Annotated in this window: 17 protein-coding genes and 5 pseudogenes; 10 read left to right on the top strand and 12 right to left on the bottom strand. The window is 68.7% G+C overall.

What is annotated here, in order from left to right:
• Positions 1 to 578: 578 nt before the first annotated feature.
• The 3 genes from AB0D57_RS02750 to AB0D57_RS02760 all read left to right on the top strand — a co-directional run bounded on the left by AB0D57_RS02750 (position 579) and on the right by AB0D57_RS02760 (position 3,634).
• Positions 579 to 1,001, top strand: a complete 423-nt coding sequence (locus AB0D57_RS02750) for a CBS domain-containing protein (RefSeq protein ID WP_362066249.1) — start codon at positions 579 to 581, stop codon at positions 999 to 1,001.
• Between the two features lie 312 nt (positions 1,002 to 1,313).
• Positions 1,314 to 2,861, top strand: a complete 1,548-nt coding sequence (locus AB0D57_RS02755; RefSeq protein WP_362066251.1) for an FAD-dependent oxidoreductase — start codon at positions 1,314 to 1,316, stop codon at positions 2,859 to 2,861.
• A 692-nt stretch (positions 2,862 to 3,553) separates the two neighbouring features.
• Positions 3,554 to 3,634, top strand: a complete 81-nt coding sequence (locus tag AB0D57_RS02760; protein WP_362066663.1) for a DUF6233 domain-containing protein — start codon at positions 3,554 to 3,556, stop codon at positions 3,632 to 3,634.
• A gap of 2 nt (positions 3,635 to 3,636) precedes the next feature.
• On the opposite strand, the gene AB0D57_RS02765 is transcribed toward AB0D57_RS02760, so the two are convergent.
• Entirely contained in the window at positions 3,637 to 4,143 is a 507-nt protein-coding gene (locus AB0D57_RS02765; protein WP_362066253.1) for a hypothetical protein, read from the bottom strand.
• Positions 4,134 to 4,490, bottom strand: coding sequence for a DUF6000 family protein (locus tag AB0D57_RS02770; RefSeq protein ID WP_362066255.1), 357 nt, complete (start codon positions 4,488 to 4,490; stop codon positions 4,134 to 4,136). The genes AB0D57_RS02765 and AB0D57_RS02770 overlap by 10 nt, the downstream gene beginning before the upstream one ends.
• A gap of 86 nt (positions 4,491 to 4,576) precedes the next feature.
• Here AB0D57_RS02770 and AB0D57_RS02775 point away from each other — a divergent pair.
• A pseudogene (locus AB0D57_RS02775) lies at positions 4,577 to 4,870 on the top strand (cbb3-type cytochrome c oxidase subunit I); the annotation flags it as partial.
• A 152-nt stretch (positions 4,871 to 5,022) separates the two neighbouring features.
• Here AB0D57_RS02775 and AB0D57_RS02780 read toward each other — a convergent pair.
• The 4 genes and pseudogenes from AB0D57_RS02780 to AB0D57_RS02795 all read right to left on the bottom strand — a co-directional run bounded on the left by AB0D57_RS02780 (position 5,023) and on the right by AB0D57_RS02795 (position 8,629).
• Complete coding sequence (locus AB0D57_RS02780; RefSeq protein ID WP_362066257.1) at positions 5,023 to 6,228, bottom strand: IS701 family transposase; 1,206 nt, start codon at positions 6,226 to 6,228, stop codon at positions 5,023 to 5,025.
• A 36-nt stretch (positions 6,229 to 6,264) separates the two neighbouring features.
• Positions 6,265 to 6,850 (bottom strand): annotated as a pseudogene (locus tag AB0D57_RS02785) (PP2C family protein-serine/threonine phosphatase); the annotation flags it as partial.
• Positions 6,851 to 7,468: 618 nt separating this feature from the next.
• A complete protein-coding gene (locus AB0D57_RS02790) occupies positions 7,469 to 7,702 on the bottom strand; it encodes a hypothetical protein (protein ID WP_362066259.1) in 234 nt (77 codons plus the stop codon).
• A gap of 507 nt (positions 7,703 to 8,209) precedes the next feature.
• Positions 8,210 to 8,629 (bottom strand): hypothetical protein, encoded by a 420-nt coding sequence (locus tag AB0D57_RS02795; RefSeq protein ID WP_362066261.1) that lies wholly within the window; start codon positions 8,627 to 8,629, stop codon positions 8,210 to 8,212.
• Between the two features lie 119 nt (positions 8,630 to 8,748).
• Here AB0D57_RS02795 and AB0D57_RS02800 point away from each other — a divergent pair, with 119 nt between their 5' ends.
• On the top strand, positions 8,749 to 8,958 hold the full coding sequence (locus tag AB0D57_RS02800; RefSeq protein ID WP_362066263.1) for a hypothetical protein: 210 nt from the start codon (positions 8,749 to 8,751) through the stop codon (positions 8,956 to 8,958).
• A complete protein-coding gene (locus AB0D57_RS02805) occupies positions 8,955 to 9,083 on the top strand; it encodes a hypothetical protein (RefSeq protein ID WP_362066265.1) in 129 nt (42 codons plus the stop codon). The genes AB0D57_RS02800 and AB0D57_RS02805 overlap by 4 nt, the downstream gene beginning before the upstream one ends.
• Before the next feature lie 310 nt (positions 9,084 to 9,393).
• Here AB0D57_RS02805 and AB0D57_RS02810 read toward each other — a convergent pair whose 3' ends face one another.
• Positions 9,394 to 10,074, bottom strand: a complete 681-nt coding sequence (locus AB0D57_RS02810; protein WP_362066267.1) for an endonuclease — start codon at positions 10,072 to 10,074, stop codon at positions 9,394 to 9,396.
• Positions 10,075 to 10,340: 266 nt separating this feature from the next.
• Between AB0D57_RS02810 and AB0D57_RS02815 the strand changes: the two genes are divergently transcribed.
• Positions 10,341 to 10,895, top strand: a complete 555-nt coding sequence (locus AB0D57_RS02815) for a (Fe-S)-binding protein (protein WP_362066269.1) — start codon at positions 10,341 to 10,343, stop codon at positions 10,893 to 10,895.
• 4 nt (positions 10,896 to 10,899) lie between these two features.
• Here the strand turns inward: AB0D57_RS02815 and AB0D57_RS02820 are convergent, their stop codons facing one another.
• The gene (locus AB0D57_RS02820; RefSeq protein ID WP_362066271.1) at positions 10,900 to 11,274 is read right to left on the bottom strand and encodes a DUF488 family protein; all 375 of its coding nucleotides are present in this window, start codon (positions 11,272 to 11,274) and stop codon (positions 10,900 to 10,902) included.
• Positions 11,275 to 11,441: 167 nt separating this feature from the next.
• Between AB0D57_RS02820 and AB0D57_RS02825 the strand changes: the two are divergent.
• The 3 genes and pseudogenes from AB0D57_RS02825 to AB0D57_RS02835 form a co-directional block, all read left to right on the top strand.
• A pseudogene (locus AB0D57_RS02825) lies at positions 11,442 to 11,654 on the top strand (ATP-dependent DNA ligase); the annotation flags it as partial.
• Positions 11,655 to 11,793: 139 nt separating this feature from the next.
• Positions 11,794 to 12,726: a non-homologous end-joining DNA ligase gene (ligD, locus tag AB0D57_RS02830; RefSeq protein ID WP_362066273.1), complete on the top strand. Its 933-nt coding sequence runs from the start codon at positions 11,794 to 11,796 to the stop codon at positions 12,724 to 12,726.
• 15 nt (positions 12,727 to 12,741) lie between these two features.
• Positions 12,742 to 13,146 (top strand): annotated as a pseudogene (locus tag AB0D57_RS02835) (hypothetical protein); the annotation flags it as partial.
• Positions 13,147 to 13,219: 73 nt separating this feature from the next.
• Here AB0D57_RS02835 and AB0D57_RS02840 read toward each other — a convergent pair.
• The 4 genes and pseudogenes from AB0D57_RS02840 to AB0D57_RS02855 form a co-directional block, all read right to left on the bottom strand.
• A complete protein-coding gene (locus tag AB0D57_RS02840; protein ID WP_362066275.1) occupies positions 13,220 to 13,501 on the bottom strand; it encodes a hypothetical protein in 282 nt (93 codons plus the stop codon).
• Between the two features lie 93 nt (positions 13,502 to 13,594).
• Positions 13,595 to 14,551 carry a TIGR03557 family F420-dependent LLM class oxidoreductase gene (locus AB0D57_RS02845; RefSeq protein WP_362066277.1) on the bottom strand — a complete coding sequence of 319 codons (957 nt, stop codon included), beginning with the start codon at positions 14,549 to 14,551 and terminating at the stop codon, positions 13,595 to 13,597.
• Positions 14,552 to 14,800: 249 nt separating this feature from the next.
• Positions 14,801 to 15,253: pseudogene (locus tag AB0D57_RS02850) on the bottom strand (SRPBCC family protein); the annotation flags it as partial.
• 132 nt (positions 15,254 to 15,385) lie between these two features.
• Positions 15,386 to 15,709, bottom strand: coding sequence for a plasmid stabilization protein (locus AB0D57_RS02855; RefSeq protein WP_362066279.1), 324 nt, complete (start codon positions 15,707 to 15,709; stop codon positions 15,386 to 15,388).
• Positions 15,710 to 15,935: the final 226 nt, after the last annotated feature.

Consider the following 15,935-nt stretch of genomic DNA (forward strand, 5'->3'; position numbering starts at 1 on the left):
CGCCCAGCCCACGTGGACTGCACGGGACACGGCCTGTTGAGCGGCATCGACCGACAGCAAACCGACCCTGACCTGGGACGAGGCGTGCGATCCGGTCGACCGAAGCGTCCATGTCTGCCTCCCAGCGCACACCGACGGCATCCGACGCCTTCTCCTCGGTACCCCCTGCCCCGCTCCTGTAACACCGCCCGAGATCGCGCCGGCTCATGAACCCGCAGGTTCATCGGCGCACGAGATACCTCGAGGGCTCTGGGCACACGGGAGGTGCCGCGTGTGATGCGGCACTGGAGCGAACAATGTTGCCGACGACGAGCCCTGTGCGGTTGCGGAACCCGCTCCGCGGATCGTCCTGGACCACCGGCCGGTCGCTGAAGGGGGTACGGCGCGACTTGGAGGCTCCCTGGGGCAGCGGGCGGATGCTGCGTGAGTGATGCAGGCGGCAGAAAGCGTCGACGGTACGGCGCCCGGAACGCCTGTCGGCACGTCGCTGGTGACGGCGTATTGAACCGGTCGCCCACGGGTACTCGGGAGGCTGAGCGGCAATGAAAGCACCGCCCACTTCACGGAGGGATGGTTCCATGACTCAGCATGTCAGCGACGTCATGACGAGGAGCCCGGTGACAGTCGAACCGCAGACCTCGGTGACGGTCGTGGCCCGGATGATGAGGGATGAGGACATCGGTGCCGTTCTGGTCGCCGAGGGCGAGCGGCTGCGCGGGCTGGTCAGTGACCGCGACCTGGTGGTTCGCGCGATGGCTGAGGGCGGCGATCCGAACCGCACGACCGTGGCGGACGCGTGCAGCGACGATCTGGTGACGGTGACGCCCGACGACGACGTGGGCCGCGCGGTGGAAGTGATGCGCGAGCATTCGGTCCGCCGAGTTCCGGTCGTCGACGAAGGGCAGCACGCGGTGGGCATCGTCTCCATCGGCGACCTGGCCATCGAGCGCGACCCCGAGTCGGCGCTCGGCGACATCAGCGCTGCAAGGCCCAACCAGTAACGCGTCCTCGCCCATATGAGGGTGGTTCGATTCCTGGAGGCCCGACTCGATCGGACTGCTCTTCGCCACCACCACGCCGTCGGGCGGCGGGCCTCGCGCCCACCGCGCGACGGCACCCCTGAACACCTGTCAATTGCGTCCACTGGTGGTACGCGGTGTGGACGGGGACCTCGAGGTCCACTGCTTCCTTCACCGTGCTCATTGTTTCCTCCTCGCTGATGGTCGTTTCGCACGACGCCGGGTACCGGATACAGAGGCATGAAGACCGCCATACCGGGGCGTATCACTCACCACGGCGGGCACTCGGTCGTCATGAACGCTCAGACAGGAACCCAGGGGTCCTACTGGCTGGAGACCGCACCGCCCGGCGACCCCGCTCCCCCACCCTCGGGCGACCTCACCGTCGACGTCGCCGTGGTCGGCGCCGGCATCGCCGGACTCAGCACGGCCTGGGAACTGGTCCGGCAGGGGCGCGAGGTCGCCGTCCTGGAGGCCGACCGCATCGCCGCCGGCGTCACCGGCCACACCACGGCCAAACTGACCGCCCTGCACACCCTGGTCTACGACCACCTGCGCCGCACCCGCGGCCCGGAGGGCGCACGCCTGTACGCGCGCTCGCAGACCGAGTCGATCGAGCACGCCTCCGAGATCGTCGACGAGCTCGGCATCGACTGCGAGTGGGAGGAGGCGGCGGCCTGCACGTACGCCGAGGATCCGCGGCGCCTCGACGAACTGCGGGCGGAGGCCGAAGCGGCGCGCGAGGCGGGGCTTCCGGCGGAGTTCGCCACCGAGACCGAACTGCCCTTCGCCATCGCCGGCGCGGTCCGGGTGAGCGGCCAGGCCCAGTTCCATCCCCGTAAGTACCTGCTGGCGCTCACCGACGACCTGCGCCGACGCGGCGGCACGGTGTACGAGGGAACACGCGTCGTCGGCCTCACCCAGGGCGAACCCTGCGTGCTGCGGACCGACACCGGAGTCTCGGTCCACGCCGGCGACGTCGTGATCGCCACGCACTACCCCGTCTTCGACCGGGCCCTGCTGTTCACCCGCCTCAGCTCACGCCGTGAACTCGTCGTCGCCGCCACCATCGACGAAGACCGCGCCCCGCGCGACATGTACATCACACCGGAACAGGCCACGCGCTCCGTGCGCAGCGCGCCGTACCGTGACGGCAAACGCCTGCTGATCGTCACCGGGGAACACTTCACGCCCGGCACCGCCGACGTCGAGGAGCGGTTCGCCCGGCTGTCCGCCTGGGCCGACGACCGGTTCGCCGGGCTCACGTTCACCTACCGATGGGCCACGCAGGACAACGACTCCACCGACTCCGTCCCCCTGGTCGGCCACCTCCACCCCGGCAGCCGACACGCCTACGTGGCCACTGGCTTCGGCGGCTGGGGCCTGAGCGGCGGCGTCATGGCGGGCCGTCTGCTCAGCGACCTGATCAACGGTCGCCCGGCCGCCTGGAGCGGCCTCTACGACCCTCGCCGCCTGGCTTCCGTGGTCCGCGAGGGAGCGTCGTTCCTGAAGCACCAGGCTCAGGTCACCCGGCACTTCGTCGGGGACCGGCTGCCGGCCGTAACGGGCCCCGCAACGGACGGCATCCCTCCAGGCCACGGCGCCGTGGTACGCCTGGGCGCACGGCAATACGCCATCCACCGGGACGAGGACGGCACACTCCAGGCAGTCTCAGCCCGCTGCACCCACCTCGGCTGCATCGTCTCCTTCAACCACGCGGAACAGGCATGGGAGTGCCCCTGCCACGGCTCCCGCTTCGCCCCGGACGGACGGATCCTTCAAGGTCCCGCCGTGCACCCTCTGGAGAAGCGCGACATCCCGGAAAAGCGCAGCGCGATATAGATGCAACATGCACTTAATGCCCAAAGAGGGACAATTCCCCGCGCGGCGACGCACAAGCATCGCCCTCGTCGAAGGTAGGTCGACCCATGGCGAAGAGACCACATGCGTCGGAGCCACGCCACGGTAAGGGCCCGAGCCGTCACCAGGGCACTGGACAGCACGGCTGGTCTCCCGATGTAGACGAGACCCGCCAGGAGGAAAACCCCAGCGGCCGTCGCTCCTTCCACACCGCCGAGCACGGCGGCGGGAAAGGCCCAGGACGGACGAAGTCCAAGGAAGAGAGAAAATCCGTACCGGGCAACACGGCCAAAAGCGACAGTGCACGCGGCGAGGAGTACGCCGGCGAGGACGAGAAAGGCCAGCGGGACGCAAGGGTCGCTCCCAGCGCCCCAGCGGCACCAAGGACACCTCCGCGGTGACCGGCGTTGACCCCCAGGACCCACCGTCCCGGCGCCGCCCGGGCCAGGTGCCGAGATGCCGACCGTCCACAGCCGTCAGAATGCCGCGGGCCGGTCGGTGGCGCCCCTGGGCCGGCCTCGCCCGACAGCACCGTCTCCCGCTGGAGCTGTCCAATTGCCAGGCAGACGTCTTTATCGACGAGCAGGGGCTCGGCGGGCGGGCCGCCGTGTACGTCCACGTCGGCGGCTGCCACATGCTGGGGAAACGTAGCCAAGGGGGTTGCGCAAGACCAGATGCTGCGGGCACTCGCAGAAGGGGCTGATGCGTGCCTGCACTGTAGGCCGGACTCGGAGCTGGGGTTTATCGAGGGGTGACGTCAGGCGGTGCGCGGCTTCCGCCCGGCCGTTTCTTTGGCCGTCTTCTTCGCTGCGGTCTTCTTGGCGGGCGCCTTCTTCGCCGTCTTCTTGGCGACCTTCGGCATTTCGTGGACTGTTGCGTCCTCGCCGCGACCCGCCCGCGCCTTCACCACGGACTCCTGGAGTGCGGCCACCAGGTCGACGACCTGGCCCGCCGGCGCCTCCGGCTCCTCAGCCGCCTTGCGTGGTTCTTCGTGTTGGCGCTTGGCCTCGATGAGCTGCTCCACCGCCTCGGTGTACCGGTCGGCGAACTCCGTCCCGTCGAGGTCGTCGCGGGTCAGGCGGTCGATCAGCAGCTGCGCCTCGGCGATCTCGACTCCGGTGAGCTCCACCGCGTCGGGCGCCAGCTCGGACGGGTCGCGGATCTCGTCGTCCCACCGCATCGCATGCAGGACGATGGCGTCGTCGCGGACCCTCAGCAGACCCAGCCGCTCGCGGCCGGACCAGGCGAACTTGGCTACGGCCACCTTCGATGACCGCCCGAGGGCCTGGGCCAGTAGCTTGTACGGTTCGCCGCCACCTGGAGGTCGCGGAACTCGGTCCTGTGGGCCACAGCAACTAGCCAGGCGGCAGTCTTGCGCTCGCGCCAGCCACCCTCGAAGAGGATGCCCAGTTCTGCGGGAGTGATCTCGTAGGCAGCCTGAGCCAGATCCCGCACGAACGCAGAACGCTCGATCGGGTCCAGCCGCAGAAGGCCCCCGCCCAACCGAAGGTATCGGCGATCAGGCGTGACGAACCGCCGAACCAGATCCTGCAACTCGGGATCGCTCTGGACATGACGCATAGCCGCATCCTGGCCCGGGACGGTACGCATGCGCCACAGGTTTGCCGACTGCCTCAACGGACCGCAATTACTGGTTCAGAGAAGTGACCAAACCAAAGCTAATGGCGCCGGACCAGATGATGCTGCTGTTCGCCACCCCCATGTTCGCGGGGTTCGCGAACGCGGTGATGCCACTGCAGATCGGCGCCCCCGACGTGGCCTTCCCACGTCTCAACGCCCTGTCGTACTGGATGTACTTGTTCGGCGGCTTGATGGTCGTGGCTGGGTTCCTGGTTCCCGGTGGCGCCGCGGCCTTCGGCTGATTCGCCTACGCACCGCTGAACAGCGCCTACCGCTCGCCCGGCGCGGGAGGCGATCTGTGGGTGATGGGGCTGGTGGTGACGGGCGTCTCGACCACGCCCGGCGCGGTCACACCAACGCCGAGCTGCCGGGCAAGCGTCGTGTCAGTTGGCTGCTTCAGGGCTTGGTCATGGTCCTCGATCAAGACTGGTGAGGTCATTGGGCTCGCGGTGGCATGAGGGGCAGCGGTACAGGGAGGCGATCAACGCTGTCTGGAACAGGATCACGATCTTGTACAGACTGAGGCCGTGGCCCCGCCCTTTGGGTTGAGGTGATGCTCTGTGCAGAACAGGTGGGCTGCGGAGACGAGCGCCACGTGGTGGTGGAAACCTCGGTAGGTGCGGCCCTCGTAGTCGCCCAGACCGAGGGCCTGTTCCATCTCGCGGTAGTCGGTCTCGATGCACCAGCGACTCGTCGCGTGCCTGACCAGGACGGCGAGCGGGGTGTCCGCGGGCAGGTCGGTGATCCAGGACCGGAAGACGTCCCCGCCGCGCTTGCGCTTCCACTGGATCAGCAGGGTGCGTTGGGGCAGGCGCCGGTTGGCGGTGGACGCGACGTGCTCGCGCTCGATGATCCCGGCGATGTGCACCGGGATGGCGACGAACCAGCCGGACCGGGCGGGGTGATCGGCGGTCCTGGCCCGGTAGACGAACCTGCGGGCCCGGTAGCGGTGATCCGCGGCGACCTGGTCGACGGTGATGCTGGGGCGCCTGCGCGCCCAGGCGGTGACAGGGGCTCCGGTGACGGGCAGGACCACGGTGTGGCCCGTGACCGCCAGCAGCCAGCGGATGCCCCGTGCACTCAGCCCGATGCGCAAGGCGACGTTGGTGCCGTAGTCGCTGTCCGCGACGACGAGCGGTGGTGCCAGGACCCACTGGTCGAGTTCGTCGAGCAGGTCCAGGGCGGTCTGCTGTTTGGTGCGGTGCGCGATCTGCGGCGGGACTCCCGCCTTCGCACAGCGTGCACGATCCTCGGCCCAGCTCTGCGGCAGGAATAATCGCCAGTGCAACGGCGACGACCCCCGGCGCGAGACGGCGTGCACGGACACCGCGACCTGGCATAAGTGCTGGTCGCGCTCGCCGCAGTGCTGCACGATCGCGCCGGCGCTGCCATGCCCGTAGCGGACGAAGGGTGATCGTCGATCAGCCAGGCCGACGGCCGCAGCACCTGGTGGGCGCGGGCCGCCACACGCCGCATCACCTCGCGGTAGTCCCAGGGGGACTGGGCGACGAAGTGACCCAGGTTCTCGCCGGGGGATGCCCAGGCGCTCAGCCATCGGTTCCACCGACTTGCGCCTGCCGTCCAATATCAGCCCGCGCAGGTACTGCCGACCGTAACCACGCTGGCCTGCATAGGCCAGGTACGTGAAGACATCGTCCGTGAACTCGGCGAGGTCCGCGTTCAGTTCCTCAACTGCCTGTCGCTCCATCCCCCTACCGTCCTCGCCACAGACATGGTCAAGCAGCTACTTCGCGAACTGATCGAGGACCATGACCAAGCCCTGTGCTTGGGGGTTGATGAGGAGCAGGGCGATGTCGTCGCTGCGGGGTGCGGATCGCTGGGCGTGGCTGATGAGACTGTCGGCGAGGGCGTCCATGGTCTGGCTTTGGGCGTGTGCGAGCTGGTTGGCCAGGGAGGCGATCGCGTCCTCGATGTCGGTGCCGGGGGCTTCGATGAGTCCGTCGGTGTACAGGGTGAGCACGGCGCCGGGCGGCAGGGGAATGCCGGTCGTGGGGTAGTCGGCCGCGGGGTCGATGCCGAGCAGGAGTCCGGGCGGCAGGTCGACGATTTCGGTGTGGCCGTCGGGGTGGCGCAGGATCGGTGGGGGGTGTCCGGCAGTGGCCAGGCAGGCGCGGTGGTGGGCCAGGTCGAGGTCGATGTAGAGGCAGCTGGTGAACAGGCCGGGGTCGAGGTCGGTGAGCAGACGGTTGGTGCGGGCGAGCACTTCGCCGGGGGGGCGCCAGCGGTGGCGTGGACAGCGGTGCGGACTTGTCCCATGGTGGCGGCCGGCATGTTGTGCCCTGGACGTCGCCGATAGTCGCGGCGGCCGTTGCCTCACTGAGGCAATGCGGACCTGACGGCCGAGCGGCGGTCATCCGGAGCGTGCACCGGCCGCGGTAGCCGCCCCGATGCCGCGCGGCATTACGGCGGCGCGCTCGACGGGGGGTCTTCCCCTGCCAGGTGGGGTGATGGCGGCCTGGGCGACCTGTCGCCCAGGGGTGCTGTTGAACCGCGGACTCACGCGATGGCCGCCTCGCCTCGCCGACCAAGCGGCCGGCGACGGGAGACAGGACGTCAGCACGTTGTGGCGGCACCAGGTACATTGTGGCAGCGCCGGGTCCAGTTGTCCGCTGCCCCCTATCCCTTCTCGGGCCGGGACATCTATGGGTGGGTGTCGGCGTACCTGGCCCTGCGACAGGCCAGTCGGCGACTGCCGTGTGAGTCCGGTCCGTGGTGTCGATCCTGCACCCGGCCAATGCCCGCTGCTGAGCATCTCGGCGTCGGGTGACAGCTGACCCCGCCTGACGGGGTGTGGATGCTGCGCGCCCTGGCGACACCCGCAACATCGACGCAGCTCTCGCAGGGGCCCCGGGCGCCCCTGCATCCGATGCCGGGTGACCGGTCGGCTGCAGGAGGGGGGTCCAGGTCGCCGCGGAACCGGATGGCGCTCAGGCGTGGTCGACGAGTTGCGGCTGGCCCTGCTGGCGGGCGCAGTGACCACAGCAGAAGAACTGCCCGTCCGACTGGAGGCCGTGGCCCAGGATCCGGCACTGACAGTTCGCACACACCGGAGCCATCCGCTGTGCCGCGCACTCCAGGCTGTCGAAGATATGGACGGACCCGGCAACTCGCACCTCGAACGCCATCTCGTAGTCATTGCCGCATACGTCGCACACCGCCATGGGTGATCACTCCTCGCGCTTCCTGAGAGCTCTTGCAGAACGTCACGAGCCTGAGCCGAGTGTTGCTGCGACGCAAGGCAACCGGCGGCATCGGCGTGCCCGTTCACTCACCTGGTCGCGCCCAGAGGTTTCGGCCGGGGTGGTGTGGGGGTTGTTGTCGTGAGCGGGGGGGTCAGGTTTCCCTGCTGCCGAGGACCAGCAGGGGGAGGGCTCACACACCGGCAAACGCCCAGAAAACAGAGACGAGCAAAGACGACCGACTGGGGGTGCAAGAACCTGCGGCCCGGAGGTGATGCGCCAAGCACGCACCATTGTCGGAGGACCGCCGGTCTGCAGCGAGCGCCGGCGGAGGACCAGGATTGAGTTCCGCGCCATGACATGGGACGAGCTCCGCTTCCTCCGTCCCGAGTAGGGGGCGGTCGGCGGAAGCAGGAACGATCACACATTCCAAGATCATTCAACCTTCACCAACCTCGCGGACTGGACGGCTCAGTCCGCTGGTTCTCTTCAGGAAAGGTCTGTCTCCTCAGGGACGGGAATCGCCTGCCGCCAGCGGGTGGACGAGTCGATCTTCGGTGCGAGATGACGGAGCCATCGTGCCGTGGCCTCGGCGTCGTCCCGCACGGAGAGCGCGAGGAGACTGAAATGAGCCGTGGGCCACAGTTCGATGCACACCACGGGCCTGCCGGGGCGCACCGCCGCGAAATCGATTCCGCCGTGGTGGCCCCGCGTGCCGACGCACATCCCACCGGGAATCCAGACGCCGTGCTGGGCAACTCCGCGCAGGGCACGCCACCAGTCGGGTTCACACGTCACCCGGCACACCGCCGCCAGTGGCACGCGCACGTTGCCACGGCGCGCGGCCGCCTTCTCCCACCACGACAGGCGCACGACAAGGTCGTCGCCCTCGGCGAGGATCCGCACCATCGTCTGCTCCCTCCTTTCCTCCGAGGAGAAGGTCCGCGAGTTGGTGCACGCGAAGGCCGAGGGCGAGGAAAATCGCCCTCGCCGAGGAGGCGCCGCAGGCCACCAACGTCATTGATCTGATGCAGGTCCTGCAGGGCAGCCTCGACCAGGCCCGCGCCTCCGGCGGCAAGCAGCCGACCGCGCCGCGGCAGAAGAAGACCGCCGCTGCCCGGAATACGGTGCGCAAACCCGCGAAGAAGACGGTGGCCAAGAAGGCCCCGCTTAAGACGGCCGCACGTGGGCGACTACGCGACGGCGGAGCGGGAAGAAAGAAGATCTTCGGCAGATGAGCAAGGCGGAGCTGTACCAGCGGGCCACAGACCACGACATACCCAGCCGCTCGAAGGTGAGCCGCCAGCAACTGATCGACGCCCTCGCGCAGACCGGGCGCCGACGGAAGGAGACGGCCGCCTGACCTTGGCCTAATCCGGTGGTTCCTGTATTACCCCGTCCGTTTCGCCGTCATCTTCTCCCTGCTCTACCTGCTCTACCTGCTCTACCTGCTCTACCTGCTTAGGGGACGGCTCTTTCACCTCTTCCGGCATATCCTCAGTGGGCGGCGGGTCCCGCGGAACGGGACCGGCGGAATTCGGCTCACTTTTGTACGTCATGACGAGTGCGATGACGGGGTGCCACAGGAGCAACGGCATTCGGGGGCGGTCGAAAATCAAGAGTCGGAGAGACATCGGAGCGCTTCCGTGGATCGTGGTTTCCCGGAGGGTCTGTCACGCTGCCTTGGCGGCGGCGAGCACCTCGTCGGCCAGCGGCTTGTCGAGGGCCGCGTGGACCAGGCCGTCCGCCAACCGGGGCATCTCGCGGCCGGGGACGAGGCCGCTCAGCTTTTCGGATGAGGCCGGCAGTCCGAGCCGCTTGGCACCGTCCAGGGCCTTGCGGTCGATGTACGGCGCGAACTCCGGCCACACGCCCTGCACATCACGCAGGAAGATGTCGGCCCCTGTGGGCCCGATCCCGGGTAGGTCCAACAGGGCCTTCTTCGGGTCGGGTTCCTCGCGCAGCCGGCGCAGATCGCCGTCGTAGCGCTCCAGCAGCAGCTCGGCTCCCTTGCCGAGGATCGTGGCGGTCCGCTCGTCGTAGCGCCGGTAGCCGCCCTCGCTGAGCGCGTCGACGCGTTCTTGCCAGGATGTGTCCGCCATCGACCGCGGGTCGCGCAGCCCGGCATCGAACAGCGCCCGGGCAGCCGCCACCGCGATGTCGGCCTTGATACGGGCGCTGAGGAGTGTCGCGAGCACGAGCGTCTGGTACAGCGGCGCCGGGGTATTGCGCAGTCGGATGCCGGCCTGCGCCGTATATGTGCGCTGCTGTCGGTCGAGCAGTGCGCGCACCACTGCTTTGTCCTTCGCGCCGGTCGTCTTCTTACCGGACTTCCTATCGGTCTTCGTAGCCATGGCTCAGTCACCGATTCAACGTTTCACCGGTTTTCCAAAGTGCGGCGTGTCCCGCGTACTCCGTGTACCCGTCCAGGTCCGATCGATGCGGCCGTTTGTCACCTGCGGTCTCGGGAACACGGGCAGTATGGCTGGTAACAGCGGTAAGAGCCGGAAATTCACATCCGGTCACTCGTTGGAGAAGTACCGCATGCCACAGCCGCGGCCGACGGATCCGCGTGCCCTCGTCCTTTGGCCCGACACGTTCAGTAACTATCCAGGCCGCGGTGCGTGTCCTGCAGGACACGGGATTCCGCATCGCCGTCCCCGCCGAACCGCTGTGCTGCGGCCTGACCTGTATTTCCACCGGGCAGCTCGGCATCGCACGCCGCGTGCTGCGGCGGACGCTGCGCTCGCTTCGGCCGCGGCTGGAGGCCGGCACCCCGATCGTCGCCCTGGAGTCCTCCGGCACCCTCGTCTTCCGGGCCGACGCGCCCGAGTTGATGCCAGAGGAGAAGAACCTGCGGCGCCTGGCGGAACTGACGACGCCCCTGACCGAGGTGTTGCTGAACCGTACGCCGGACGACCGGCAGCCCCCGCACCTCGCCCGCGCAGCCACCGTCCAGCCCCACTGGCCACCAACACGCGGTCCTGAAGTTCGACGCGGACACCGAGCCCATGCGCCGGGCCGGGATCATCTCCGCCGTGCCGGCACCGTGGGCCGAGCGGTCCGGCGCGGCGTCATTCTGCCGCTGCGCCGACTGCAGTCGGGCCACCTCGGCGACTACGTCACCTGGCTCGTCGTCGGTATGGCAGTGCTCTTCGTCGTCATGGCGGCGTAGTGCCTCAGGTGGCTCGCCGCGTACCGCCGGTCAGCCACTCGGCGAGGACGGCGGCCTGGCTGTGGTCCACGTCCTTGGTGGCGGTCAGCAGCGTCAGCTTGTCGTGGTCGGCGAGGTCCCGCAGATGCCCGGCCGCCTCGCGGTGACCGGAGTCGCCCAGTTCGTCGAGGTAGCGGCGGCGGAACTCCGTGAAGCGGCTCGGCTCGTGGCCGTACCACTTGCGCAGTTCGGTCGACGGCGCTACGTCGCGCAGCCACTCGTCGACCTGCGCCTCCTCCCTGCGCATCCCCCGCGGCCAGACACGATCGACGAGCACCCGCCTGCCGTCTCGCGGCGAGGTCTCCTCATAGACTCTGCGGCACTTGATCTGCTTCGTCATGATCACACCTCTCCTCCATTTTATCGGCGTTGATCCTTTATCGGTGCGCGGGCGTTCGCCCGGCCGCGGTGCCGCACCTCCTCGACGCTGTCTGCATGCGATCACATCCAAGGGGCACTCACAGAGGAGGCGACTGGCTGTCCGACCCATGGAAGGGGTGGATGCGCATGTCCGTCTCCGCGTCCAGTCGCACCGGCTTCGATGCGCTGCTGGTCGGTTACTGCGAGGGACGACGTCTCGTGTACGCGGGCAAGGTCGGTACCGGCTATGACCGCACGACCCTTGAGGAACTGCGGGCACGCATGGACCGCCTGGAGCGCCGGCGCTGCCCGTTCGCCGTCAGCCCCCGTGGGCATGGCGCCCACTGGATCCGGCCGCAGCTCGTCGCCGAGGTCGGGTTCACGGAGTGGACGGAGGACGGGAAGCTTCGCCACCCGCGCGGTTCATGGGGCTGCGGACCGACAAACCCACACAGAAGGTGGTGCGGAAGCGGCCCGGCGAGAAGGCGAGGAAGAACTCATGAGTGCCAAGGCGAAAACCAAGGACGAGATACGCGTCGGCGACCGAAAGGTGGCGTTGTCCAACCCCGACAAGGAGCTGTTCCCGGACGACGGGATCACCAAGGCCGAACTGATCGACTACTACCGGTCCGTCGCGCGCCCCATGCTCACCCACCTCAAGGACCGGCCACTGGTGATGGAGCGCTATCCCGACGGATACCGGGGAAAGTCCTTCTTCCACAAGGACGTTCCCGACTACTTCCCCGAATGGATCCGTACCGTACGGGTGCCCAAGGAGGGCGGCAGCCTCAGCATGGCCGTCTGCGACGACACGGCCACCCTCGTCTACCTCGCCAACCAGGCGTGCATCACCCCGCATCCGTGGCTGAGCCCCGCGGACTGCCTGGACTGCCCCGACCGGCTGGTCTTCGACCTCGACCCGTCCGAAGGCGACGGCGACGGCTTCGAGACCGTACGGTGGAGCGCCCGCCAGTTGGGCGACCTGCTGACCGAACTCGGCCTTCGCCCGGCCCTGATGACGACCGGGTCTCGTGGCCTGCATCTGCTGGTCCTGCTCGACCGGCGCACCGACTTCGACACCGCACGGCACTTCGCCCGGCGCGTCACCGACGTGCTCGCCGCCCGCCACAGCGACCGGCTGACCACTGAGCCACGCAAGAACAAGCGCCGGGGCCGGCTCTACCTGGACACCCAGCGCAACGCCTACGCCCAGACCTCGGTCGCCCCCTACGCCGTACGCGCCCGCCCGCACGCCCCGATCGCCACACCGCTGGAGTGGGACGAACTCGACGACCCGGAACTGGGCCCGCGCCGGTGGACGCTGCGCACCCTCCCGGAACGTCTCGACAAGTACGGGGACGCATGGAAGGGACTGAGCCACTGTCGGCGCTCCCTCAGCGGAGCGGAACGGCGCCTCGACGCCCTCACATGAGGTGACCGGACCTACCTGGCTGCGCACGTCCACTACAGCGGCCGTCACTCCACGGACGCCACCGGCACCGTGCGGATCGAGGCCGAGGTCGGCGTTCGGCCCCTGACCAAGGTCACGCCGGGGCACCGCCTCCACGAGGAAATCCCGGTGACCGACTGGCTGAACGCCGCCGAGGTGACAGGCCGGGAGCTGGAGGGCCACGCGCGGCGTATCAAAGCCGAAGCGGTGGTCGTCGCGGGGGACGTCTGGGCCCGCGGCATTCTCGTCCGCCGGCTCCCCGCTCCCCTGCGCGGGCGGGTCACCACCGTCGAGGGCGCCGGTGGGTCCCAGCCGCGACGGGCGCTGCTGGAGCACCGGCTCGAAAGCCTCTTCAGCGGACGCGTGGCCGAGCACGACCGGTCCCTGCTGACCGACTTCCTCGTCCAGCGCACCCGCGACGGGGCTTCGGCCGAGGGCCTTGCCGCAACCGTGTCGGCCCTGCAACACGGTCAGGTCAAAGCCCTCTTCCCTGTGGATCGGCCCGGAACCGAGCCGACTCGCCCTCACCGAGCAGGAGCTCCGTTCCTACGGCATCCAGGACGTCCGCAGAGAGCGGGCCGACGCGGCCCTCACCCGCGCCCTGGTCGGCACCTAGGCCGAACTCGTCGTCGTGCCCCAGCAGCATCTGCGACTGCACGAGGGTGTGGGCGTACTGCTCCGGTACGCCGATCCAGAACCGCGCACATGACCGGAACCCCTCCGCGACGGGGCGGAGGTTTCCGACCAGGAGGTGCACGAGCCGGCGGACCGCGCGCCGGCGTTCGTCTCGGAAGAACCTCGGATGCACATCGGCTTCCCGCCCGGGGCTCCGGCGGAGGCGGGGCCCCGGTCAGCCGGTAAGGGCGGGCAGGACGGTGTCCCGGTAGTGGCCGAAGAATTCCTTGTGGTCGGGGCCGATCTGTCCGACGTAGACCTCGTCGAACCCGGTTTCCACATACGCGCGCAGCGCGGCGATGTGCTGTTCGCTGTCGTTGCCGCAGGTCACGGTGGAGCGGACCATGTCGACAGTGACGAGTTCGCTAGCCTGCTCGAAATGCGCGGGTGTCGGCAGGATCTGGGCGAGCTCGCCGGGCAGCAGCTCGGTCGGCCACAGCCGGTGCACCAGGTCCACGGCCTTGTCCCGGTCATCGCTCCAGCAGACCTTCACCCCGCCGATCACCGGCTTGCCCGCTCCGCCCGCCGAGCGGAACGCCTCGATCAGGCCGGAGTCGGGGGTCATCGTGACGAGCCCGTCGCCGATCCGGCCGGCGAGGGCGGCGGCGTTCGGTCCGAAACCGGAGACGTAGACCGGCGGTGCCTCGGGCGGGGTGGTGTAGAGGCGGGCGTTTTCGACGGTGTAGTGCGGGCCGCGGTGGGAGACCAGGCGGCCGGTGAACAGCTCGCGCATCACCTCCACGGCCTCCTCCAGCATTTCGGCCCGCTCGGCGAACGGCGGCCAAGGGTCCCCGAGCACGTGCTCGTTGAGGGCCTCGCCGGTGCCGACGCCCAGCGTGAAGCAGCCGTTAAGCAGCACGCTGGAGGTGGCGGCGGCCTGAGCTGTGAGCACCGGGTGCATGCGCACGGTCGGGCAGGTCACCAGCGTGGTGATCGGCAGGTCCACGGTCCGGGAGAGCGCGCCGATCACCGACCAGACCAAGGGACTGTTGCCCTGGGCGTCGTTCCAGGGGTGGAAATGGTCGGAAATCGCCAGGCGCGTGAAGCCCGCGTCCGCGGCCCGTCCGGCCTGGTCGAGCAACTGGGCGGGGGTGAACTCCTCGCAGGACAGGAAGTAGCCGAAGGTGGTCACGGCTCCCGGATCCTTTCAGGGCGGCAGGGACAAGAGACAGTGGCGGTGCCGGGGTACCCGCGGCTGCGGGTACCCCGGGCCGGGTACTGGTCAGCCGTGCCGCATGTCGTCCGGATCAGCCGGAAGCGAGCCCGGGAAACCTTGCGAGGTGTCCTGGCCCGTGTCCTCGGGACCGACCGGCGCCCCTTCACCGGTCATCCGGGACTGCGGCGTCTCCCTGATCGGGGCGTCGCCGGTGTCGGTGCCGGCGGGGTTGATCCGGCCGCGCCAGCCGCCGCTCTCCTGCCCGCGCTCTTCGATGAAGCCCTTGAACCGCCTCAGGTCACCCTTCACCTGCCGGTCGAGCATACCGAGCATGGCACCCGCCTTCTCCGCCATGCCATGGGGTTCGAACTCCATGGCCAGGCTGATGCGGGTGTGTGCGTCGTCGAGCCTCTGGAACGTGACGACGCCCATCTGCTCGGCCTCGCCACCCACAGTGCGCCAGGAGATCCGCTCGTCGGGCAGCTGATCGACGATCTCGGTGTCGAACTCGCGCCGGGCACCAGCAACCTTCGTCGTCCAGTGGCAGTGCTCGTCGTCAATCTGACGGACCTCCTCGACGCCGTCCATGAAGAGCGGGAACTCCTCGAACTGCGTCCACTGGTTGTACGCACGGTCCAGCGGGACATCGACGTCGATGGATTCCTTCACGGTGCTCACGGCATCCTCCTTGCATCCGAACGTTCCGAACATTCCGGGTCAAAGCGCGCGTTCCCCGACTGGTGGTACCTAATCCCGACGGCCGACGAAGGCCCGGACGACACCCACACCCGGAGACGGCAGGTCCCCGCTCTACTTGCCGAGTTTCTGCTTGAGCTGCGCCTTGTTCATGGATGAGCGCCCTTCGATGTTGCGACGCTTGGCCTCCTCGTACAGCTGGTCATAGGTGGGGCCTTGAGAGCCGCTGTGCGAGCGCTGACCGCCCCGCTGGGACGACGACTTGTCCTGCGTGGACGTCCTGCTCGCGGTCTTCGACTCGCCGGTGCGGGCCCGCTCCTTGTTGACCGTGCGGGAGGCGATCTCCTTGGCCCGCTTCGTGCTCTCGCCGCGCTGCTCGGCGCTTTCCTTGATGTGTTCGTACTGACGTTCCCGCTTGGGGCTCGACCCACGAGGCATGATCACTCCCTGAATGGCTGTTGGGGCGCCTTGCTCACCCTGTGCGGCGCCGGGGGCAGCCGCAAACGCACGTACGGCGTCCGGGCCGCCTGCACCACCTGAGCAGCTGCCGAGTACCCCGCCGAAGCGTCTCGACGACGGTTCACCTGTCGACAGCGATGGAGCCGTGGCCGCCAGCACTCCGTGTCGGGGCACGCGGGCCCAGGCCATCCACAGCCGCCTCGTC

This window comes from Streptomyces sp. NPDC048275, assembly GCF_040652275.1.
In the GTDB taxonomy this organism is placed as follows: domain Bacteria; phylum Actinomycetota; class Actinomycetes; order Streptomycetales; family Streptomycetaceae; genus Streptomyces.

Coding starts and splice junctions, on each gene's coding strand:
- AB0D57_RS02750 (WP_362066249.1), top strand. CDS start 579: ATGACTCAGCATGTCAGCGACGTCATGACGAGGAGCCCGGTGACAGTC.
- AB0D57_RS02755 (WP_362066251.1), top strand. CDS start 1,314: ATGAACGCTCAGACAGGAACCCAGGGGTCCTACTGGCTGGAGACCGCA.
- AB0D57_RS02760 (WP_362066663.1), top strand. CDS start 3,554: ATGCTGCGGGCACTCGCAGAAGGGGCTGATGCGTGCCTGCACTGTAGG.
- AB0D57_RS02770 (WP_362066255.1), bottom strand. CDS start 4,490: ATGCGTACCGTCCCGGGCCAGGATGCGGCTATGCGTCATGTCCAGAGC.
- AB0D57_RS02780 (WP_362066257.1), bottom strand. CDS start 6,228: ATGGAGCGACAGGCAGTTGAGGAACTGAACGCGGACCTCGCCGAGTTC.
- AB0D57_RS02790 (WP_362066259.1), bottom strand. CDS start 7,702: ATGGCGGTGTGCGACGTATGCGGCAATGACTACGAGATGGCGTTCGAG.
- AB0D57_RS02795 (WP_362066261.1), bottom strand. CDS start 8,629: ATGGTGCGGATCCTCGCCGAGGGCGACGACCTTGTCGTGCGCCTGTCG.
- AB0D57_RS02800 (WP_362066263.1), top strand. CDS start 8,749: ATGCAGGTCCTGCAGGGCAGCCTCGACCAGGCCCGCGCCTCCGGCGGC.
- AB0D57_RS02805 (WP_362066265.1), top strand. CDS start 8,955: ATGAGCAAGGCGGAGCTGTACCAGCGGGCCACAGACCACGACATACCC.
- AB0D57_RS02810 (WP_362066267.1), bottom strand. CDS start 10,074: ATGGCTACGAAGACCGATAGGAAGTCCGGTAAGAAGACGACCGGCGCG.
- AB0D57_RS02820 (WP_362066271.1), bottom strand. CDS start 11,274: ATGACGAAGCAGATCAAGTGCCGCAGAGTCTATGAGGAGACCTCGCCG.
- ligD (WP_362066273.1), top strand. CDS start 11,794: ATGAGTGCCAAGGCGAAAACCAAGGACGAGATACGCGTCGGCGACCGA.
- AB0D57_RS02855 (WP_362066279.1), bottom strand. CDS start 15,709: ATGCCTCGTGGGTCGAGCCCCAAGCGGGAACGTCAGTACGAACACATC.